This window comes from Marasmitruncus massiliensis (assembly GCF_900186535.1).
Lineage (GTDB): Bacteria > Bacillota > Clostridia > Oscillospirales > Ruminococcaceae > Anaerotruncus > Anaerotruncus massiliensis_A.
This window is the reverse complement of sequence record NZ_FYDE01000005.1, coordinates 1,267,507-1,288,029: the sequence shown is the minus strand read 5'-3', so window position 1 is coordinate 1,288,029 and position 20,523 is coordinate 1,267,507. Positions and strand designations below refer to the sequence as shown.

Annotated in this window: 21 protein-coding genes, 4 tRNA genes and 1 other RNA gene; 10 read left to right on the top strand and 16 right to left on the bottom strand. The window is 52.7% G+C overall.

Annotated elements, in window-relative coordinates:
• Nucleotides 1–232: 232 nt before the first annotated feature.
• From C1A10_RS14245 to C1A10_RS14230, 4 genes are all read right to left on the bottom strand, one after another.
• Nucleotides 233–307, bottom strand: a tRNA-Gln gene (locus C1A10_RS14245).
• Nucleotides 308–360: 53 nt separating this feature from the next.
• A tRNA-His gene (locus C1A10_RS14240) sits at nucleotides 361–437 on the bottom strand.
• 4 nt (nucleotides 438–441) lie between these two features.
• A tRNA-Arg gene (locus C1A10_RS14235) sits at nucleotides 442–518 on the bottom strand.
• A gap of 24 nt (nucleotides 519–542) precedes the next feature.
• A tRNA-Gly gene (locus tag C1A10_RS14230) sits at nucleotides 543–616 on the bottom strand.
• 259 nt (nucleotides 617–875) lie between these two features.
• Between C1A10_RS14230 and rpe the strand changes: the two genes are divergently transcribed.
• Entirely contained in the window at nucleotides 876–1,535 is a 660-nt protein-coding gene (rpe, locus tag C1A10_RS14225; protein WP_101910884.1) for a ribulose-phosphate 3-epimerase, read from the top strand.
• A gap of 19 nt (nucleotides 1,536–1,554) precedes the next feature.
• Here the strand turns inward: rpe and C1A10_RS14220 are convergent, their stop codons facing one another.
• Nucleotides 1,555–2,124 (bottom strand): adaptor protein MecA, encoded by a 570-nt coding sequence (locus C1A10_RS14220; protein ID WP_101910883.1) that lies wholly within the window; start codon nucleotides 2,122–2,124, stop codon nucleotides 1,555–1,557.
• Nucleotides 2,125–2,210: 86 nt separating this feature from the next.
• On the opposite strand from C1A10_RS14220, the gene C1A10_RS14215 reads away from it, so the two are divergent.
• The 6 genes from C1A10_RS14215 to C1A10_RS14190 all read left to right on the top strand — a co-directional run bounded on the left by C1A10_RS14215 (nucleotide 2,211) and on the right by C1A10_RS14190 (nucleotide 8,122).
• On the top strand, nucleotides 2,211–3,911 hold the full coding sequence (locus tag C1A10_RS14215) for a 4Fe-4S dicluster domain-containing protein (RefSeq protein ID WP_101910882.1): 1,701 nt from the start codon (nucleotides 2,211–2,213) through the stop codon (nucleotides 3,909–3,911).
• Nucleotides 3,908–4,945 (top strand): RnfABCDGE type electron transport complex subunit D, encoded by a 1,038-nt coding sequence (locus C1A10_RS14210; RefSeq protein ID WP_101910881.1) that lies wholly within the window; start codon nucleotides 3,908–3,910, stop codon nucleotides 4,943–4,945. The genes C1A10_RS14215 and C1A10_RS14210 overlap by 4 nt, the downstream gene beginning before the upstream one ends.
• Nucleotides 4,908–5,576, top strand: a complete 669-nt coding sequence (locus tag C1A10_RS14205; protein ID WP_101910880.1) for an Rnf-Nqr domain containing protein — start codon at nucleotides 4,908–4,910, stop codon at nucleotides 5,574–5,576. Before C1A10_RS14210 ends, C1A10_RS14205 begins: the two co-directional genes overlap by 38 nt.
• Before the next feature lie 30 nt (nucleotides 5,577–5,606).
• Nucleotides 5,607–6,212: an Rnf-Nqr domain containing protein gene (locus C1A10_RS14200; RefSeq protein ID WP_101910879.1), complete on the top strand. Its 606-nt coding sequence runs from the start codon at nucleotides 5,607–5,609 to the stop codon at nucleotides 6,210–6,212.
• 84 nt (nucleotides 6,213–6,296) lie between these two features.
• Entirely contained in the window at nucleotides 6,297–7,553 is a 1,257-nt protein-coding gene (locus tag C1A10_RS14195; protein WP_101910878.1) for a putative glycoside hydrolase, read from the top strand.
• Nucleotides 7,553–8,122: a hypothetical protein gene (locus tag C1A10_RS14190; protein ID WP_101910877.1), complete on the top strand. Its 570-nt coding sequence runs from the start codon at nucleotides 7,553–7,555 to the stop codon at nucleotides 8,120–8,122. The genes C1A10_RS14195 and C1A10_RS14190 overlap by 1 nt, the downstream gene beginning before the upstream one ends.
• Before the next feature lie 42 nt (nucleotides 8,123–8,164).
• Here C1A10_RS14190 and C1A10_RS14185 read toward each other — a convergent pair whose 3' ends face one another.
• The 8 genes from C1A10_RS14185 to gdhA all read right to left on the bottom strand — a co-directional run bounded on the left by C1A10_RS14185 (nucleotide 8,165) and on the right by gdhA (nucleotide 16,355).
• Nucleotides 8,165–8,431 carry a hypothetical protein gene (locus C1A10_RS14185; RefSeq protein WP_101910876.1) on the bottom strand — a complete coding sequence of 89 codons (267 nt, stop codon included), beginning with the start codon at nucleotides 8,429–8,431 and terminating at the stop codon, nucleotides 8,165–8,167.
• Between the two features lie 12 nt (nucleotides 8,432–8,443).
• The gene (locus tag C1A10_RS14180; RefSeq protein ID WP_101910875.1) at nucleotides 8,444–8,839 is read right to left on the bottom strand and encodes an RrF2 family transcriptional regulator; all 396 of its coding nucleotides are present in this window, start codon (nucleotides 8,837–8,839) and stop codon (nucleotides 8,444–8,446) included.
• A 121-nt stretch (nucleotides 8,840–8,960) separates the two neighbouring features.
• Nucleotides 8,961–10,046 (bottom strand): RNA polymerase sigma factor RpoD, encoded by a 1,086-nt coding sequence (gene rpoD, locus C1A10_RS14175; RefSeq protein ID WP_101910874.1) that lies wholly within the window; start codon nucleotides 10,044–10,046, stop codon nucleotides 8,961–8,963.
• Between the two features lie 20 nt (nucleotides 10,047–10,066).
• Complete coding sequence (dnaG, locus tag C1A10_RS14170) at nucleotides 10,067–11,830, bottom strand: DNA primase (RefSeq protein WP_180951147.1); 1,764 nt, start codon at nucleotides 11,828–11,830, stop codon at nucleotides 10,067–10,069.
• A 35-nt stretch (nucleotides 11,831–11,865) separates the two neighbouring features.
• Nucleotides 11,866–12,879 (bottom strand): deoxyguanosinetriphosphate triphosphohydrolase, encoded by a 1,014-nt coding sequence (locus C1A10_RS14165; RefSeq protein WP_101910872.1) that lies wholly within the window; start codon nucleotides 12,877–12,879, stop codon nucleotides 11,866–11,868.
• Nucleotides 12,880–13,034: 155 nt separating this feature from the next.
• On the bottom strand, nucleotides 13,035–13,661 hold the full coding sequence (locus tag C1A10_RS14160; protein WP_101910871.1) for an IMPACT family protein: 627 nt from the start codon (nucleotides 13,659–13,661) through the stop codon (nucleotides 13,035–13,037).
• Between the two features lie 111 nt (nucleotides 13,662–13,772).
• Nucleotides 13,773–14,840, bottom strand: a complete 1,068-nt coding sequence (locus C1A10_RS14155; protein WP_101910870.1) for a branched-chain amino acid aminotransferase — start codon at nucleotides 14,838–14,840, stop codon at nucleotides 13,773–13,775.
• A gap of 159 nt (nucleotides 14,841–14,999) precedes the next feature.
• Entirely contained in the window at nucleotides 15,000–16,355 is a 1,356-nt protein-coding gene (gene gdhA, locus C1A10_RS14150) for an NADP-specific glutamate dehydrogenase (RefSeq protein WP_101910869.1), read from the bottom strand.
• A 216-nt stretch (nucleotides 16,356–16,571) separates the two neighbouring features.
• Between gdhA and rnpB the strand changes: the two genes are divergently transcribed.
• From rnpB to C1A10_RS14135, 3 genes are all read left to right on the top strand, one after another.
• Nucleotides 16,572–16,930, top strand: an RNA gene (rnpB, locus tag C1A10_RS14145) — RNase P RNA component class A.
• A gap of 85 nt (nucleotides 16,931–17,015) precedes the next feature.
• Nucleotides 17,016–17,273 (top strand): pro-sigmaK processing inhibitor BofA family protein, encoded by a 258-nt coding sequence (locus C1A10_RS14140; protein ID WP_101910868.1) that lies wholly within the window; start codon nucleotides 17,016–17,018, stop codon nucleotides 17,271–17,273.
• A gap of 45 nt (nucleotides 17,274–17,318) precedes the next feature.
• Nucleotides 17,319–17,744 (top strand): GNAT family N-acetyltransferase, encoded by a 426-nt coding sequence (locus tag C1A10_RS14135; protein ID WP_101910867.1) that lies wholly within the window; start codon nucleotides 17,319–17,321, stop codon nucleotides 17,742–17,744.
• A 41-nt stretch (nucleotides 17,745–17,785) separates the two neighbouring features.
• On the opposite strand, the gene secG is transcribed toward C1A10_RS14135, so the two are convergent.
• The 3 genes from secG to C1A10_RS14125 all read right to left on the bottom strand — a co-directional run bounded on the left by secG (nucleotide 17,786) and on the right by C1A10_RS14125 (nucleotide 20,491).
• Nucleotides 17,786–18,034 (bottom strand): preprotein translocase subunit SecG, encoded by a 249-nt coding sequence (gene secG / locus C1A10_RS14130; protein ID WP_101910866.1) that lies wholly within the window; start codon nucleotides 18,032–18,034, stop codon nucleotides 17,786–17,788.
• Nucleotides 18,035–18,108: 74 nt separating this feature from the next.
• On the bottom strand, nucleotides 18,109–18,261 hold the full coding sequence (locus C1A10_RS18555) for a hypothetical protein (protein WP_180951146.1): 153 nt from the start codon (nucleotides 18,259–18,261) through the stop codon (nucleotides 18,109–18,111).
• Entirely contained in the window at nucleotides 18,254–20,491 is a 2,238-nt protein-coding gene (locus C1A10_RS14125; RefSeq protein ID WP_101910865.1) for a DNA gyrase/topoisomerase IV subunit A, read from the bottom strand. The genes C1A10_RS18555 and C1A10_RS14125 overlap by 8 nt, the downstream gene beginning before the upstream one ends.
• Nucleotides 20,492–20,523: the final 32 nt, after the last annotated feature.

Genomic DNA, 20,523 nt, shown 5'->3' with positions numbered 1-20,523 from the left:
TTCTCTTTCGAAGTTCAACATAGTATAGCAGTTTATAAAAAGAAAATTCCGTTGTTATTATGAATAAACTTTTAATCTCCTATTCCCCGTGGCTTTTAGCATTCGCAAAGCTTCTTGCCGTCCATTCAAAAAGCATGCATACAGTTCATGCATGCGGTTATGAGCAATGTGTTGCACAAAAAACAGAATCCTCGTAGAATGGCTATTTAAGCCAATCCGCGAGGATTTTTTCTGGCTGGGCTAGCTGGATTCGAACCAGCGAATGCAGCAGTCAAAGTGCTGTGTCTTACCGCTTGACGATAGCCCAATATTTTATAAATTCCCCGCCCGCTAAGCGGCCGGGGAATCTTAAATTCACAGTGGGGTGGATAGTGGGATTCGAACCCACGGTCTTCAGTGCCACAAACTGACGCGTTAACCAACTACGCTATACCCACCATATGGTGCGCCAGAAGGGACTCGAACCCCCGACCTACTGCTTAGAAGGCAGTTGCTCTATCCAGTTGAGCTACTGGCACATTTCTGACGCCGCGCCGAGTAAGTGGAGCAGGTGATGGGAATCGAACCCACGTGTTCAGCTTGGAAGGCTGACATTCTACCATTGAACTACACCTGCATACGTTCAGCGACGAGTTATATTTTAGCAAATTGACATACGGATGTCAAGTGAATTTTCTAATTCTCACAACTATTTTATACCGAAAAAAGAAAGATAGCCGTGAAAACGTGTTAAAATTCCATGAACCTCATGTGAATTCTGCTTCGCAGAGGGGGATTTTCTTGCAATCATTGCCTGTTTGCGCTATACTATATGAGTCTAATTATGCGGTATATTTTCTGATAATGCCGCCATTTTGTTTGGAGGCTTTTTGATTATGTTTTTGATTTCCCCTTCTATTCTTGCAAGTGATTTTTCCAATCTTGAATCAGAGATTTCCGCCATGAAGCGGGCCGGAGCAGAGCTCATTCATGTGGATGTCATGGACGGGCACTTTGTTCCCAATATTACAATCGGAATTCCTGTTGTCGCTTCCCTGCGCAAAAAAACAGACCTTGTGCTTGATGTGCACCTGATGATATCCAACCCGCTGACCTATGCTCCGCAGTTTGCGGACGCGGGGGCCGACCTCATCGTTTTTCATATTGAAAGCGACAGCAATCCGCAGGCAGTGATTGATGCCATTAAAGCAAAAGACAAAAAAGCCGGTATAGCGCTGAAGCCGAAAACGCTGGCCGAATCGGTGTTTCCATATCTTGGTCAGGTTGACATGGTTTTGGTCATGACAGTTGAGCCCGGCTTTGGCGGCCAGAAATTTATGACGGACATGTGTCCCAAGATTTCTGCCATCCGCAAAGAATGCGAACGGATTGGTGTTTCGCCCGACCTTGAAGTTGACGGCGGGATCGACTGCGATACAATCGGACAAACTGTACGCGCCGGCGCAAATGTTTTTGTTGCCGGAAGCGCTTTGTTCGGAAAACCGGATTATACCGACGCCGTCGCCGCCCTGCGCAAAGCCGCAAAAGAAGCGTAGCCATTTTTTCGCTTCGTTACTATCCAAAGCAGGCTGAAAGGAAATCGACGGCGTTTTCTTTTAACAGCAGCTGCGCATGCTCGCTTAGATACGCTTCCGCCAGAATGCCCTCCCCGCAGCGCGGCGCATACTCGTCGAGCAGCGACAAAGAAACATTTTCAAGCGTATCCAGAGGATAGATCAGCAGCCGCCAGCCATTTTTTACGCGGTAAAGCGCGCTTTTCAGAATTCGGTGGGAACAGTGTTGAAACAACTGCACAGCGCCCACGATCAGTACATCCACATCGTCAAACGCATAAATAACGGGAGACGATACATGGCGGAGGACCTTCCAGCGTTTCTGGGCCGGTGCGTCCAAAGCGGAGAAAAAGATCACACACCCGCCGTCTTCTGTGGGATATACTTCAATGAATACTTTTTCTGTGGGCTGAAATCCATTGGCGACCAGTTGTTTCATCAGGGAAAGCAAGAGGTCTTGTGTTTCCCTGCCAGCACAGTCAATGCCCTCAAATGTGAGAGAATTTTCCCGCAGTTCTTCGCCCGTCAGAAGAACCTGATAGCGTTGCGGATTAAGCTGTCTGATTTTCATTACGGTTTTTCCCTCGCTTTCAGAGAGCTTCGTTCTACTTTACCACTATATGATTTTTGTCATTCTTTGATTATCGGAGGTTTGCCATGGCAGGATTTTTTTATAAAGGCATTTTGCTCCAGCAACTGAAAGAACCCGCTTTTTCCCGGGAGCTGCGGGAGTTTTTCAATGCCGATACGCTTGGTGCCACAATGGACCGCAAGCCGCCGGCCAACTTTGACGAACTGACTCATGACGATCTGCTGTCCATTGCCAGGCAGGCCCGCATTGTGGACGAGCGGGACGGCAGGCTGCTCGCGGACAAGCTCGCGGCCGCGCGCCACCGCAAACCGCAGGTTCTTGTGGCGGATGCGATCGACGATGAGCCTTACATATCAAGCCAGCTGAATCCGCTGCTGCAAAATCAGCGGCTTTGCGCGGAAGGCCTCCGGCTGGCGCAGCGCGCCTGCGGCGCGCAGGAAGCTTTTTTCGCCGTATACAAAAATCTGGCGGATCTTGAGGTGAAGATCCCCAAAAAGATAGAGGAGTTTGGCGTGCAGCGCATCCGGGGCCGTTACCCTGCGGAATACCAGGCGTCCAAAACGTTTGCCGCCAATGCTTCTACTTTAATGATCGGGGTGGGCGCGCTCATTTTTTTGGCGCGCGCAGTCTATTTCAATAAGCCCCAGACCACTGCGTTTATCACAGTGGCGGGCGACTGTGTCGGCAACCCCACCAATCTGGAAATTTCTCTTGGAATGACGATCGCTCAAACACTGGAACGCTGCGGCCTGATCCATGACCCCGCCCGTGTTGTGATCGGGGGTTCCATGACCGGCATCAGTGTCATTGATACCGAATGTACGGTTGTTACCCCTGTGACGCGTGCCATTCTCGCCTTCCGGGACAAGGCTAAGGATTATGATTTTCAGTGCATCGGGTGCTCCCGGTGCGTACATGTCTGTCCCGAAGGGCTGAATCCTTATCTGCTGTACCGCAGCGCCCGTCTGAAGCGCTATCAGGATTTCCGGAAGCTGGACGCGCAGATGTGTATCGGCTGTAACACCTGCAGCTATATGTGTCCCGCCAAACTGGATCTATGTGAAACAATCCGCGAAAGCGCACAGGAATTCCGGCGCATGAGCGGTTCCATGCGTGCCGCGTCGGTCGCTCAGAAGAAGCGGGAAAAAGACACATTTGAGCTTTATATGGGCAGCTATTACGCCTGTAAAGCGGAAAAAGCTGCCGGGAAGGCCCGCCGCAAGGAAGAAGCTGCCGCAAAACGGGCCGAGAAACAGGCGCTGAAAGAAAGCATGCGCATTCCAGCAGAGACAGCGCCGATTCAAAATGCGGAGGCTGAAAACACGCAAGCTTCCAGCGAAGCTGAAACTGTAATGGCCGGCGTTTCCGTCAATCTTCCGGAAACCGCAGCGGACAAGACTGCCGACGCGGCAGCTGCTTTTGAAATTGTGCAGATCGGCAGCACCGATGATCGTCCGGAATTTTCTGAAGATGCTTCGGGTGAGCAAAATTCAGAATCTGCGGAAGAGCCGGATACCGGCGAAGCCGCTGAGATTCCGATGGAGGCCGAATCCCAGGGGGTTTTGGAATCGCTGCTTGAAAAGGCGGATGAGGCCATTGTACAGCTGGTTGAGGAAAAGGAGCCTGATCCCGGGCTGGAAGAATTAACTGTGCTTTCTCAGACGGAAGAGCTTGAGCAAGCGGCGGAAGTATCCGACGCTGAACAGGATGACCTGCATGGATGGCATAAAAATGATACTGACAATCACGGGGGGGATGCGAAATGAAGTTGGACAAGCGGCCCGCCCCGCATATCCGTTTTCAGGATACCAACACGACGCTGATGCTGGACGTTGTGATTCTGCTTCTGGTGCTTTGTGCTCTGGCCTATCTTTTTTATGGGCTGCGTGCACTGGCAGTCTGTGGATTTTCCGTTGCTGTTGCGGTTGTCAGCGATGTTCTCTGTTCCTTCCTTCGCGGAAAAAAAGCAAATGTCCGCGACCTTTCACCCGTGATCACGGGCCTGATCATCGCGCTGGCGATGCCCGCCACGGTTTCCTATTATGTGGTAGCCGCAGCCGTACTGTTTGCAATCGTTGTTGTGAAGCATCCGTTTGGCGGAACCGGAAACAATGTGTTTAATCCGGCGGCAGCAGGCTTTTCCTTTGCCGCCATCTGCTGGCCGCTGCAGGTATTCATGTATCCTATGCCTTTTGCGGCGTTGGATGTCGCGGGAACCTTTTCCTACAAACTGCAGGCTTTCGTTTACGGAGATACCGTTATCAAGCTGTTCCAGAATCCCGCCTTTGTTTTAAAGCTGGGGGGAACCCCGACGAACGATATTACGGAAATGATTCTGGGCAACTATCCCGGACCCATGGGCGCCACCAATATTCTGGTTTTGCTCACCTGCCTGATTTATCTGCTGTTCCGCCGGACCATCCGCTGGCAGCTGCCTATCCCCTATCTGGCATCCTGCGCTTTCATGGCGTTCCTGTTTCCGCGTATCGGTACAAACGGCATTCAGTCGCTGCTTTACGAGATGATGTCTGGAATGCTGCTGTTCGGTGCGGTCTTTATGATTACCGACCCGGCGACCAGCCCCAAGCGGGATACTTCCCTGGTTATTTACGGGATTTTCACAGGGATTATCACGATGCTGTTCCGCTATTTCGGCGGATTTGAGGAAAGCATGAGTTTTGCGGTATTGTTTGCAAATGTTTTTGCGCCGGTTATCGACCGTTACAATGAATCCATTCATCGGATGATAAGGAGGAAAAACCTTGAAGTTAGAAAAGCTAAGAGAGCGCAAAAAGCATAGTCGCTGGCTTGAAGGAATTTTTTCCAAAAACCCGGTATTTGTAAAGGGGCTGGCACTGCCTTTTGCCATCATGATCACTACGAATTTGAAAAATGCGGTTGCGCTGTCGATCATTTTCGCCTGTGTCCTGATCCCGACTGTGCTTTTGGCCTCCCTGACAGGCAAATACCTGCCGCGGTGGCTTTCCATGATGGTCTATTCGCTGTTTGCCATGGCGCTTGTAATCGCTTCGATTCCCCTGATACAGCCGATTTCCCCGGAAATCGGCGACTCGCTTGGTATTTATATCCCCATTGTCGCCGTCAACGCGGTTTTGCAGATGCTGTGTCTGCGCTATTCGGAGAAAAATTTCTCTCCCACAATCATGGCTCTGACGGACGCCGTTACCTACAGCATCGGCTTTTGTCTCGCGCTCTGCCTGATTGCTGCTTTACGGGAATATTTCGGCAGCGGCACCCTTTGGGGAATTTCCGTACAGCTGCCGGTTCGGCTGTCCGGTTTGCAGGTTGCATTCTCCGGTTTTATCCTGACCGCTTTTTTCAGCGCTTTCTTCCGCTTCGTAAAACGCTTTCTGCTCTGTCTGACCTACCGCCGTCTCAGTCGTCATGCGGAAGGAACCGCACCGTTGTAAAAATGAACCTTCCCGTATGGAGGCCTGTATATGAATGTGATTCAAGAATTTTTGGTTGTTATGCTTACGGCAATCGTCCTGCAAAACGCGGTGTTTACCCGCGGGCTGGGGGCGAACAAAAACGCGCTGACACTTTCCTCTCCCCGGAAAATCCTGTTGTACGGCGCAACGCTGAGTTTCGTTACTCTGGTATCTTCCCTGCTGGCATGGCCGCTCAACAACCTGCTCCGTGAAAAGGAGTCCTTATCGGAAGGCCGCCTGCACCTGCGCTATCTGTTGGTGATGGTCTGCCTTTGTGCTGTCTTTGCAATACTGTTTTTGCTGACGAGGGCCTATCTGCCGCGGCTTCATTATTATCTGCGCCAGGTCGTATTTTCCGCCAGTTTTAACAGCGCCGCCGTCGGCTCTATGCTGATTGCTTTCAGTGAAAGTTACGGCTTTGTTAAAACACTGGGGTTCGCGCTGGGCTCCGGGATCGGCTGTACGCTGGCGTTTCTGCTGGTCTTTGAAGGCAAGCGCAGGCTGGCTCTTTCGGATGTGCCGCGTTCCTTCCGCGGGCTTCCGATCATGCTTCTTTATATCGGCATCTTTTCCCTTGCGGTTTACGGGCTGATTGGACATCAGCTTCCAACCTGACAAAACCTGACATACATGCCTGTATCATAGACGGAACCGGGCGCAGCCCGGCAGGCCCAGAAATTTTGTATTGGTGGTGTATCAATGGCAAAGGGGTTCAAAGTCAAACGCTATAACCGCATTTACCGGGGAGGCCGCTCTCCGGCTTCCCGTGCACTTCATATGATCTCTATCTGTGCCGCCGTCTTTATTTTAGGCTTTATTGGGTGGAGCGCCTACGGCCCTGTCATGGATTATCTGGAGGGCCAGGCGCAAAGCGCGTTTCAGCCTGCCGATTCCTCTTCGGTGCCGGAGTCGTCCCAGCCGCCCGAGGAAAGCGATGAGACTGCCGCGCAGGAACCGGCCAAGCCCGGTCAGCCTTCCTCCGATACTCTCCACGGTATCTATCTGCCTGCCGGCATCATTGCCGATGTGAGCAGCTTGGACGCGGCGCTTTCCTCGATTGATACCGGCAAATTTAACGCCGTCTATTTCGACTTGAAGGATGACGCGGGCAATGTTCTCTACCGCTCGTTTGTAGAGAACGCCACACTTGCCCCGCAGTCGTACGATTTAAGCATGGTCTGCGGCAAAATAACTGCGAAAGGGCTCACCCCCATTGGGCGCATCAGCGCTTTCAGGGACCCGCTGGCCGCCTCCAAAATCAAGGATGCGGGTGTCAGATATGGAAACACCGAGATTCTCTGGAACGACGACGACCCGGCCCGCGGCGGCAAGCCCTGGCTGAATCCTTATTCCGTTTCCGCACAGGATTACGTGATCGGCCTTGCGGAAGAGGCTGTCGGGATGGGGGTTTCGGCAATTGTTTATACCAACGTCTGCTTTCCTTCCGGATACAGCCTCAACCTTGCCAGTTACGGCAACGTGACACAGCCGAAATCTGACGCGCTTGCCGCGTTTATTGACGCCGCAGAGGAACGCATCGCCACGGCCGGCGGAAAGCTCTGGGTCTATACCGGCGGCCCCGCCGCCTTAGGTACCGAAAATAGTCACTACGGCGATCAGAACCCGCTTGCGCTGGCCAACAGCGCCGTATTGGTAGATGCAATGCCGGTACAGTTTGGCGACGGATTTACGCAGGACCGCTTTACCGTCACAGAGCCGCTGCTCAACCCGCGCCAGACGGTGGATACCCTTTTAAAGACACTTTCTCCCGGTCTTTCCGGAAAAGAAGTGATCGCGGTATTACAGGGTTACACCGCGGAAGGGCAATTCGCGCATAATAAGGCCTATACCGCTCAAGATATGGAAGATCAGATTGCGGCGTTGACCGACAACGGCATCCAAAACTATATTTTTTACAGTCCCGACGGCAATTACCCGAACCAGGAGGCAAGCTGATGATGGCATTTAAAGTGAAACTATTTCAGGGCGCGGTAGATTATGAAACGCTTCATGTGGCAAAGCTGACCGATTTCCCTTTGGAAAAGCGGGATTATAAGCCCTATTCGCAGGCCCGTATCTGCTTTGCCGGAGACGGCATGCACCTTCAGCTCCTTGCTTTTGAGGCGTCGCCGCTTTCCGAAAGCCGGATGACCGCGGTTTTTAACCTGACGCCGCTCTATGAATCGGCCTGCCTGTCTCTGGAACTTTATGCGGACGGGCGCTTCTCCGCGAAATGCTTCGCTCCTTCCGGCGGTAATCTGGTTGACGGCGCGACCGTCCATCATTTTACGGGGGAGGACCTTCAGGGCGTTTATTGGGGAGGCAACATTTTTTTGCCCATCAAATCTCTGAAAACCCTGTTTCCCAATCTCGTGGTCGCAAAAGACCAGACCTTTCGCGGTAATCTCTATAAACTGTGCGACAATTCAGCGCGCCCTCATATGGGCAGCTTTTATCCGGCGGATTTCAGCCATCCGCTGACCGATCCCAATAACTTCGGGGACTTTGTCATAATCGATTATTAAAAACAGCCGTTTCCGTTATATAACGGAAACGGCTGTTTTTATCTACCGCTTTGGAAACAGTGAAAGGACTGTCAAAACGATTTTTTGCACGATCATCGGAAGAATCACGCCAACCGCATTGATGCTTCCCCTTCCCGCGGTCAGGACGAAAGCCAGCACCGCAGCCAGCAGAAGATACCGGGCAGCAAAAACAGACATCACAATGGCGGAAGCCCTTTCACGCTGCCCCGCAGCCTTGCGGATACCGTACCAGAACAGAAAGGCGTCCAGCAGCGCAGTGCCTGTGCCAATGATAACACCGGTCAGCATTCCGTCCACATCCTACTGTTCAAAGTGAACGGCATATAACTTTTCACGGACCAGTTTTGCGACTTCGCCATAGGTCCGGTTAAACCGGCATTCGGTCTCTTCGACACGGCTGCACTGGAAATCGGCAGAAGCCCCCACACACCTGCTGATGGTGATCGGCCCTTCCACCACTTCGATCACTTCGCCCAGTGAAATCTCGCCGGCGGGTTTGGCAAGCTCATAGCCGCCCTGTGTGCCCTTGTAAGAGCGCACGATTCCTTCCGCCACAAGTTTACGCAGAATCTTCAGAGAGAACCGAAGCGTCACGCCTGTGCAGGCTGCAATGTTTTTGGCATCCATACGGGTTTGATTTTTTGAAAGACAGTTCACAATGCGTACAGCATAATCAGCTTCCAGTGTAATATGCATATCGGAAGTCTCCTTTGGCGGAATGTATACCATTTAAATCTACTTAAAGTATATTGCAAATTCCGCGGTTTGTCAAGCATAACCAGATAAAAGGGCGGCTTCGAGCCGCCCTAAATGCTGATTAATCCAAAAAATCTTTTAATTTTTTACTGCGGGAGGGGTGCCGCAGCTTGCGGAGCGCTTTCGCTTCGATCTGACGGATGCGCTCACGGGTTACATTAAATTCCTTGCCCACCTCTTCCAGTGTACGGCTGCGGCCGTCTTCCAGACCAAAGCGGAGGCGCAGGACCTTTTCTTCACGGGGGGTCAGGGTCTGGAGCACTTCCGAAAGCTGCTCTTTCAGAAGTGTATGGGAAGCGGCGTCCGCCGGAGCGGGGGCATCGTCGTCGGGGATAAAATCTCCCAGATGGCTGTCCTCTTCTTCTCCGATCGGGGTTTCCAGCGAAACCGGCTCCTGCGCGACACGCATGATCTCACGCACTTTATCCGCAGGCATGTCCAGTTCGGACGCAATCTCCTCCGCCGAGGGTTCATGCCCGTTTTTGTGCAGCAGTTGGGAACTGACTTTTTTCACTTTATTAATGGTCTCCACCATATGCACCGGAATACGGATGGTTCTTGCCTGGTCGGCAATTGCGCGGGTAATCGCCTGACGGATCCACCAGGTCGCATAGGTGGAAAATTTGAAGCCCTTGGTATGGTCAAACTTCTCCACCGCCTTGATCAGGCCAAGATTACCCTCCTGAATTAAATCCAGGAACTGCATGCCGCGTCCCACATAACGCTTTGCGATGCTGACCACAAGGCGCAGGTTCGCCTCGGAAAGGCGCTTGCGGGCTTCTATATCACCCTCCACCATGCGGATGGCAAGATCGATCTCCTCGTCCGCCGACAGCAGGGGAACCCGTCCGATTTCCTTCAGATAGACCTTGACCGGGTCGTCAATACTGATTCCCTCCGCGGCAAGCGCGGCGTCCAGCTCGGTGTCTTTATCTAAATCTTTAAAGTCTTCCTCAACCGGGGTGATCATATCTTCAACGATCTCGACATTATTGCTTTCGAGCAGGTCGTAGAGTTTGTCGACCTGTTCCACATCATAATCCAGTTCTTCCAAAGCGTCGCTGATTTCCTTTGTCGTCAGCTTGCCTTTCGCTTTACCGTTTTCCAGCAGTTCTTTCAATACAGACTTTTTGTCCTGTACGCCCATGCTTTTTAATCCCCCTGATTTTATTGTTTTTTCCTGGACGCAAGCGAGGCTATGTATGCCTTCAGGTCGTTATCTGACATTGCCGCGACCTCGTCCTGCGTTTTATTTTCCTGATAGCTGAGTATGGTATCTATATAAGAATCGACGGCGGAGACGTCGAACATCATCCCGGAAATCGAGTTCAGCAGTTCGGTTACAATGCCCATCTGCTCAATGGAAAGCTGCGCGGAAAGCAGCGTCAGTTCCACGGACTGGCCGTTTTGCAGCCGGTCAAACAGCACCCGCGCGATCTCCCGGTTCCGGTCGGTCACAAAGTCTTCCAGGCGGATACGGCCCGCTACATGCTCGAAATAGTCGGGGTTCTTCATCAGAATCGCGAGCAGCTTATCCTCGGCAAGCGCGTATTTGATGTTCCGCGCCCGCTGAAAGTCCTGCTTTTGCGGCTCGGTATGAACCTCGCTGTAAACCTTGAGTTCGGCCGCGCTGCGTTTCTGGCGCTTTGCGGCGCGCTTGAGCTCATGATTGAGCTGGGCTGTCAGCGCCGTTTTTTCCACTTCCAGTTCCGACGCCGTTTTAGAAACATAGACATCCCGTTCGATGGGGTTCGGGACCTCCGCCATCAACGCGGCAAAATCCCGCAGAAACGCCACTTTCCCGTCCGCCGATTCCAGATCATACTTCTGTTTTGCGCGCGCGATGGCATATTCCGTGGCGTTGGAAGCACCCTCCAGCAGCAGCCCGAACCGTTCTGCCCCGAATTTTTTGATATACTCGTCGGGGTCCTTCGCGCCGATCATGGTCAGCACCCGGATTTTGACCCCCACCTCGGAAAGCAGCCCCACTGCCCGCTTGGTGGCGGCTTGACCCGGCGCGTCCGAGTCGTAAGACAGCGTCACATGATCGGTATACTGCGCAATCAGGCGGGACTGTTCCGACGTCAGCGCCGTTCCCAGCGTGGCGACGGCATTGTCGAATCCGGCCTGATGCATGGCAATAACATCCATGTATCCTTCGCAGAGAATCAGCCCGCTGCGCTTGGAAGCCTTGGCGAAATTCAGCGCAAACAGGTTGCGGCTTTTCTTAAATACCGGCGTATCGGAAGAGTTGAGATACTTGGGGCCCCGGTCGTCCCCCATGATGCGCCCCCCGAAGCCGATCACATTGCCGCGCAGGTCGATAATCGGGAAGATCACACGGTTGCGGAACTGGTCGTAGCATCCCCCGTTGCGGCCGCGCGCTACTACCGCCGCCGCGAGCAGCTCCTCTTCGCTGAACCCCTTGGAACGCAGGTGCTTCATCGCCGCGTCCCAGGAGTTTGGCGCATAGCCCAGGCCGAACCGGGTGATCGTTTGGTTGGGCAGCCCCCGTCCATGCAGGTAGTCAAGCCCCGCCTTCCCGGACGGCTCCTTCAGGCATTCATGATAAAAACGAGCCAGCGCCCGGTTAATCTCCAAAACGCGGGTTTTCAACCTGGCCGTTCCATCGTCGGCCGCGTCCTCCGGCATTGCCATACCGACGCGCTGGGCGAGAAATTTGACGGCCTCCACGTATTCGAGATTTTCGATCCGGCGCACAAACGTAATCACATCCCCGCCGGCACCGCAGCCAAAGCAGTAAAAGCTCTGGTTTTCCGGATACACTGTAAACGACGGAGATTTCTCCGAGTGAAATGGACAGAGCCCATTGGAGATACGCCCGTGCTTTTTCAGGTGGACATAGGAGGAAACCACCGACTCAATATCATTGTTGTTTTTCAGTTCCTGCAAAAACAGATCAGAAATCATAGGCCGCCTCCTTCCCATTTTGTTGTTTCTGCAATTTATTTAACTTCCCATGATTTAGGGATAAATAAGTTTTCATAAGTAGTCACGGCATACCGGTCGGACATACCGGAAATGTAATCGCAGACCGCGCGGTGGGCATCCGTTTTTTCCCAGATGCCGCGGTACTCGTCCGGAAGCTCCTGCGGATGCGCAACATAATAGTTGTAAAGACTTGTGACAACCGCCTGCGCTTTCCCTTCCTCCCCTTTCGCAACGGGATTCAGATAAACCGCGTCATGCATAAACCGGTTAAATTCGGCGAAAACCGCCGCGGTCTTTTCATCCATGCGGATATCTTCCCCGCTGTTTTGGATGACCGAATCGATCAGCGCGGTAATACGCTGCGATTTTGTCCTGCCAAGCTGGTACTTGATGGTCCACGGGATATCGTCGTCATCCAGCACCCTCGCGCGGATCGCGTCCTCAATGTCATGATTCAGATAGGCGATCTTATCCGCAAAATAGACCAGGCGGCCTTCCAGCGTTTTCGCGCGGCCCTCCGGCGAGGGATTGGAATAGGAATGGCAGGCAATCCCGTTGCGCACCTCCCAGGTCAGGTTCAGCCCCGCGCCGCCGTTTTCGATCTCTTCCACCACGCGCACGCTTTGTTCGGCGTGGCTGAACCCATATGGGCAGATCTCCTTGAGCGCGCGCTCACCGGCATGTCCAAAAGGAGTATGCCCCAAATCGTGGCCAAGCGCGATTGCCTCCACCAGTTCTTCATTGAGACGCAGGGCAACGGCCAGCGTCTTGGCAATCTGATTGACCTCCAGCGTATGAGTCAGGCGGGTGCGGTAGTGATCGCCCTCCGGTGAAAGAAACACCTGCGTCTTATGCATGAGCCTGCGAAACGCATTGCAATGGATAATCCGGTCACGGTCACGCGCAAACGGCGTGCGGATCGGACATTCGGGGATTTCCTTTTCCCGCCCGCGGGAATTCTGAGAAAGGCAGGCATACTGGGAAAGCGTGTTCTTTTGAATTTCCTGTGTCTGCTCCCGGATGGTCAATGGCACAGCCTCCCTTTTTATGCCGGAGAAGCCCTTTTTGTGGACTTTTCACAACATATCTATTATATTATACTCTACAAATAAAAAAATTCCTGCCTGTTGCAGAAATTTCTTGCAAAAGACAGGATTATTCCGTTTTCGCACATTTTTTTGCTTTATTCCGGAATACAGGCGCAGCGTCTGTCCAATAAACGCGGGCACACCTGCGCCGCCGTTAAATCTGCAAGTTCTTTCAAAAATGCCTGCACAAAACAGTCCTTTAACAAAATATGCAGCCGGACTGTGACTCCAAAATCGGAAAAGGTGGTCTGCGCGTGATAGCGCGGAAGGATGTACATGATCTTGCCATACAGGTCATAGCCGAGTTCCAGCTCAAATTCGCTGCATTCGCTCATGGTCATCCGGACTGACGCGTCCACCGCCAGCTTTACGCCATGGGAATAAGCGCGCACCAATCCTCCGGCACCCAGCAGGATACCGCCGAAATAGCGCGTCACAACCGCCGCTATATCGACCAGCCGTTCCTTTTGCAGAACATCCAGAACGGGGACACCGGCGGTCCCCTGCGGTTCGCCGTCGTCTGAATAGCGTTTCAGCTGCCCGTCCCGCAGGAGGTACGCATAGACGTTGTGCGCGGCGTCCCAGTGCTTTGCCTTTTTTTCATTGATAAAGGCAAGCGCTTCTTCTTCGGTAGTGACAGGGCACACCGCGCCGATAAAGCGCGAACGCCGCTCTGTGAACTCGGCGTCAGCATATGCCTGTATCGTTTGATATTCGTTCATGCCGGGCCTCCTGTTGGGATATGTTTGAAAACAGACCGTTAAAATGTGAGGCAAAACGCCCCGTGCGGACTGCGCGGGGCGTTCAATATGCACTTACAGAAACTTAATCGCTCAGCAGCACGGCTCGATCCAGCCGAACGGATCCTTGCTGCGGCCCCACTGCAGATCCGTCAGGGTATCATACAGCTTCTGGCTGAGAGGTCCGATCTTATTTCCGTTGATCGTTGTAACGATATCATTGCATTTCAGCTCGCCAATCGGGGAAATGACCGCGGCGGTACCGGTGCCCCACGCTTCTTCCAGCGTGCCGTCCTGAGCGGCTTTCATCAGTTCGTCTACCGACAGGCGGCGCTCGCTGACCTTCAGGCCCCAGGACCTGAGCACTTCCAGAACCGATTTTCTGGTGATACCGGGCAGGATGCTTCCGGAAAGCTCGGGAGTCACGATTTCATCGCCGATCTTGAAGAAGACGTTCATCGCACCCACTTCCTCAATATATTTGCGCTCCACGCCGTCCAGCCAAAGGACCTGAGAATAGCCCTCTTTTTCGGCTTCCTCCTGCGCAATCAGCGAGGCCGCATAGTTGCCGCCGGTTTTTACCATGCCCATGCCGCCCTTGACCGCGCGGACATATTTGGTTTCCACGTAAATCTTAACAGGGTTAAGGCCGCCTTTATAATAAGCGCCGGAAGGAGACAGGATGACGCAGTAGATATAGGTCTTGGACGGATGAACGCCCAGAACCGCCTGGTTGGAAATAATAAACGGGCGGATATAAAGGGAGGTATCCTTTTCGTGAGGGACCCAGTCCTTTTCAATTTCCACCAGTTTCTTTAAGGAATCCAGCAGCAGTTTTTCATCCAGGGGTGGAATGACCAGACGGCCGCAGGATGCGTTCAGGCGTTTGAAGTTTTCCTGCGGGCGGAAAAACTGGATTTTTCCCTCCGCGGTGCGGTAGGCCTTCATGCCTTCAAAAATTTCCTGCGCATAATGGAAACACGCGGCGGAAGGATCCAGCGGAATCGGGCCGTAGGGTACAATTCTCGGATCATGCCAGCCCTTTTCATTGGAATAATCCATCAGGAACATATGGTCAGTAAAAATCTGACCAAATCCCAGTTTGGATTCGTCTGCCGGTTTCGCTTTGGGACTGTCGGTCAACGTAACCTTGATCTCCATGATGATGTGCACTTCCTATCTAAAAGTTTAATTGCTACGCATTAGAAATAGTTTAGCACGTTAAGGCACGAATGTCAAAAAGATTTCATTCTATTTGTAGGAACATACAAAACTGCACAGCGCCATATGGCGCTGCGCAGCATTTTTGCGATTCTAAAATCAGTATGCAATACCCTGCCACTTCATGGCGTCGGAAATTTTCAGGAATCCCGCGATGTTGGCACCCATAACCAGGTTGCCTTCCGCACCGAACTCCTTGGATGCATTGTAGGAATTATGGAAAATATTCTCCATGATATGTTTCAGCTTGGCGTCGACTTCTTCAAAGGTCCAGCTGTAACGCATGGAGTTCTGGCACATTTCCAGGCCGCTGGTCGCCACGCCGCCCGCGTTGGCCGCTTTTGCCGGTCCGAACAGGACGCCGTGCTTCTGGAAGATCTCAATGGCTTCCGGCGTGCTGGGCATATTGGCGCCTTCGGCGACCGCGATGACGCCGTTGTCCACAAGCACCTGAGCCGCTTTTCCATCCAGTTCGTTCTGGGTGGCGCAGGGCAGCGCGATATCGCACTTGACCGACCAGATGCCGCGGCAGCCTTCCTGATATTCGGAGCCGGGAACACGTTTGGCATATTCCGAAATCCGTCCGCGCTCCACCTCTTTGATCTGCCGGACAACCTCCAGCTGAATGCCGTTCTTGTCATAGATGTAGCCGTTGGAATCAGAAAGGGCAACCACTTTCGCGCCTAGCTGCTGCGCTTTCTGTGTAGCATAGATCGCAACGTTTCCGCTGCCGGAAATGACCACGGTCTTGCCGGACATGGAATCCTGCTTCATCGATTTGAGCATTTCCTGTGTAAAATACAGCAGCCCGTATCCGGTGGCTTCCGTCCTGACCAGGGAACCGCCATAGGACAGCCCCTTGCCGGTCAGAACGCCGGTGAATTCATTGCGGAGCCGTTTATACTGCCCGAACATGTAACCGATCTCACGGCCTCCCACGCCGATGTCACCAGCAGGGACGTCGGTATCGGCTCCGATATGTTTGCTCAGCTCGGTCATAAAGCTCTGGCAGAAGCGCATCACCTCGCCGTCCGACTTGCCCTTGGGGTCAAAATCGGAACCGCCCTTGCCGCCGCCCATAGGCAGGCCGGTCAGGGAGTTTTTAAAGCACTGCTCAAATCCGAGGAATTTGATGACAGACGCGCAGACGGTCGGATGCAGGCGCAGGCCGCCCTTATAAGGTCCGATCGCAGAGTTGAACTGCACGCGGAAACCGCGGTTCACCCGCACTTTTCCGCTGTCGTCCACCCAGGAAACGCGGAACTGGACAAAGCGTTCCGGTTCCACAATGCGGTCGATAATCCCGTTGGTCTCATACTCGGGATATTTCGCTACAACCGGCTCAAAGGACTCCAGGACTTCCATGACTGCCTGCAGAAATTCCGGCTCCCCGGCATTTCTTTTGCAGACAGCATCATATACCCCCTGCAAATAGGCATTCTTGAATTTTGACAATGTTGACTCCTCCTTATAGTTTGATAACACAACAACACGTGCTACACTTTTTGGCACGTTACTTATGTATTATACGAAATTGTTTGCAGTGTTGCAAGAAAAAAGTTGCATAATCCCAGAAATTTCTGCATAATAATTTCTTTTATACTGCCAAATATGCAGGAAATCTCCCACCACTTGACGAATTGCTTCATTTGCGTTAAAATCATAGGAAAGAGAGAGAGTTGGACAGCGGCACAGCGCCTTTTGGCGTGGTGAGGAAAGTCCGGGCTTCACAGGGCAGGATACCTGCTAACGGCAGGCCGAGGCGACTCGAGGGAAAGTGCAACAGAAAGATACCGCCGCCGTATCGCCGGATACTATCCGGTAGACGGCGGTAAGGATGGAAAGGCGGGGTAAGAGCCCACCGGAATGCAGGTGACTGCATTGCCATGTAAACCCTATCCGAAGCAACACCAGCTGGAACGATACGGCTGCCCGCCGTGTTCCGAAAGGTGGCTAGAGCCATGCGGCAACGCATGGGCCAGAAAGATCGTTGTTCACGACAGAACCCGGCTTATAGATTCCCTCTCTGTATTGTGTGAAAAGACCGTCACGGTTATCCCGTGACGGTCTTTTTGGCTGCATTCCCGCATAAACTGTGCTTTAGGAGGGATATGCATGTCTACTTTTTGGTACATAGCCGCCGCGCTCGCAGCTCTGTTTATCCTGATCGCACTTATCCGTTCGGGCCATTTTCTGCGCTGCCTGCTTTTTTCCGTTGTCACAGGCAATGTGACCCTGCTGATTATCAGCTATCTGGGCGCATTCACCGGCGTGGCGCTCGGCATTAATCTCTTTACCGTGGGTACGGCCTCTCTGCTGGGAATACCCGGCGTTCTGGCAATGCTCCTGATCCGGTTGCTTTTTTCCGTCTGATTTGGTAGAATAAAAAATAAATTTTAAAATCAGGAGTACAGTTACATGGATGTAAAAATTCTTCGCCCGGGTGACGACCTGAGCGAAGCACTGTGGATACGTGACGAGGTATTTACAAAAGAGCAGGGATTTGCCAACCCGGATCAGGACAAGTTTGACGCAGCCGCCTGCCATGTGCTGCTCTGCGAAAACGGCCGGCCGGTTGCCACCGGGCGTGTTTTTCGCGAAGAAAAAGGCGGCCCCTACATACTTGGCCGGATCGCGGTTCTGAAAGCATGGCGCGGGCGTTCACTCGGCAGGCTGCTTGTGGAGGAGCTGGAAAAAATCGCGGCAGCTCAGGGCGCTGAAACTTTGGAATTGGGCGCGCAGCTGTATGCGGTGCCGTTTTATCAGAAATGCGGTTTTCTTCCCACAGGGAAACGCTATATGGATGAATTCTGCGAGCACGAAATGATGCTGAAAACGCTGTAACCAAAAACCCCTCCGGCCAAGCCGGAGGGGTTTTTACATTCTTACATCGCCGCGCTGATAAAATAAACCACAAGCGTTGTCACTACAAACACAATACCGGCATACTTTGCAACTCTGCTTAAAGTAGCCTGCATCGTTCTGCTTTTATTTTTTCCCAGATAAGAAGATTCGTTGGAACCGGACAGCGCATTCATTCCGCCGCCTTTTCCCTCCATCATCATAACCGTTACAACAACAATCACAGCGCAAATCAGTATGATAATTCCGCCGATAATCTCAATTACACTCATTTACAAAAACCTCCGATTATATCCATTTCTGAATTCTTCAACTCGTAATAGTTTACCATAAGCAAACAAGCTTTTCAAGCACTGTTATAAATTTTTTCAACAAAACGCATAAAACCGGCAGCCTGCCACAAACTAAGAACGGTTTTTACTTCGTTTCGCGTTTGCACGGGGCGAAAACCCGGAGCCGGGCGGCATTTATTGCCGTCCGGCTTTTGTTTTTCAATCAAGCTTCAGCTGCTCACCCTGGTCTTCCATGCGCGGCATCATGCCGGCGGCGGGCAGATTTTTCGCGCGATACCTGTGAGGGTTCGCCAGCATATCTTCTTCAAAAGGAACAACAGATTTGACAAACTGATTCTTTTTCAGCGTCATAACCGCAACGCCCTGCGTATTACGGGTGGATTTCGCATTGACAGATCCGCTGTGTACCAGCAGCATGCGGCCCGCAGAGGAGGTCACGAGATATTCCCTGTCCTCCAGAATCTGCATAACAGCAACCAGAGCGGATGCGTCGCTGAACGCGTTCACCAGCTTTTTACGGTTGGTTTTTGTCTGATAGCCGGAAAGGTCCACTTTCGCGGCCTTGCCGTTTTCAAAAAAGAACAGCAGATAGCCCGCATAATCCATGGTGACCGCAAGATAGACGGTCTGCTCGCCTTCATCGAACCCCAGCTTGGCAGGAATATAATCGCCCATGACGCTGGCCTTGGTATCTTCAAAGTCGGACGCTTTTGCCTTATAGACCTGACACTTGTCGGTGAAGAACAGCAGTTCCGCGCTGTTCTGCGTTTCCATGGCCTGGACGATCCCGTCGCCTTCCTTCAGCTTATGCTCGCCGCTCATGCGCAGAGACTGGGGCGTGATTTTTTTGAAATAGCCGTCTCTTGTGAAGAACAGATGCACCGGATAATCCGGCACTTCCTCTACCGCTTCGAGTCCATCCTCTTCTGATGGATAATAAAGCAGCGTTCTGCGCGGAACCGCATACTTTTTCCCGACATTTTTCAGTTCTTCGATGATCAGTGCGCGGACTTTCTTTCGGTCGTTCAGCGTCTCCTCCATCAAGGCGATGTCCTTTGCAAGCTGGTCGGTTTCCTCAAGACGCTTAAGGATATGCTCCCGGTTGAGCTGCCGCAGCTTGATTTCCGCAACGTAGTCTGCCTGCGGCTCGTCAATGCCAAACCCAATCATCAGGTTGGGCACCACTTCTTTTTCCTCTTCGGTCTCGCGGACAATGTGGATCGCCTTGTCTATATCCAAAAGAATCTTTCCAAGCCCCTGCAAAAGGTGCAGCTTTTCCTTCTTTTTGGTCAGGTCAAAATAAATCCTCCGCCGCACGCAGTTTTCCCGGAAAGCCGCCCATTCGGTAATCAGCGTCTTAATCCCGCAGACCCGGGGCATCCCACCGATCAGCACATTGAAATTACAGGAAAACGTGTCCTCCAGCGGGGTGATTTTAAAGAGCTTTGCCATCAGACGGTCAGGGTCGGTTCCCCGCTTGAGGTCAAGCGTCAGCTTAAGGCCCGACAGGTCCGTCTCATCACGCATGTCCGCGATTTCGCGGATTTTACCCGACTTCACCAGCTCGACAATCTTATCCATGATCGCTTCCACCGTTGTGGTCGGCGGGATCTGGGTGATGTCGATGCAGTTGCCCGCCTTGTCATAGGTATAGCGCGCGCGCACCTTGATACCGCCGCGGCCTGTCTCATAAATAGTCCGCAGGTCCTTTTCATTGTAAACCACATAGCCGCCGCCCGGAAAATCCGGCGCTTTCAGCGTTTCCATCACATTGTGGTCCGGATTGCGCAGCAGCGCGATCGTGGTCTCGCAGACCTCCCCCAGATTAAACGGGCAGATGGAGGACGCCATGCCCACCGCAATGCCGATATTGGAATTTACCAGAACGGAAGGAAACGAAACCGGGAGCAGGGTCGGTTCCCTCATTGTGTTGTCATAGTTATCCGCCATGTCCACGGTGTCTTTATCGATATCGCCGAACAGCTCGGCGCAGATTGCGTCGAGCTTCACTTCCGTATAACGGGAAGCCGCGAACGCCATATCACGGGAGAAAGCCTTGCCAAAATTTCCCTTGCTGTCCACATAAGGGTGCAGCAGGGCCTCATAACCGCGTGAAAGGCGCACCATCGTCTCATAGATCGGGCCATCGCCATGCGGGTTCAGCCGCATCGTCTGGCCCACCACGTTTGCGGATTTTGTGCGGGCGCCGGTCAGAAGCCCCATCTTGTACATGGTGTAGAGCAGCTTGCGGTGGGAGGGCTTGAATCCGTCTATCTCGGGAATTGCGCGCGAAACAATGACGCTGATCGCATAGGGCATATAGTTCTTTTCCAGCGTCTGCACGATCGGCTGTTCCACCATAACGCCCGCGTTCTCAATCACCGCGTTCGCATTGGATCCCCTTTTTTCTTCCTTCTTCGGTTTCTTTGTTGCCATCTGTTCACCCCAATTGTTTTGTCTGGAACATG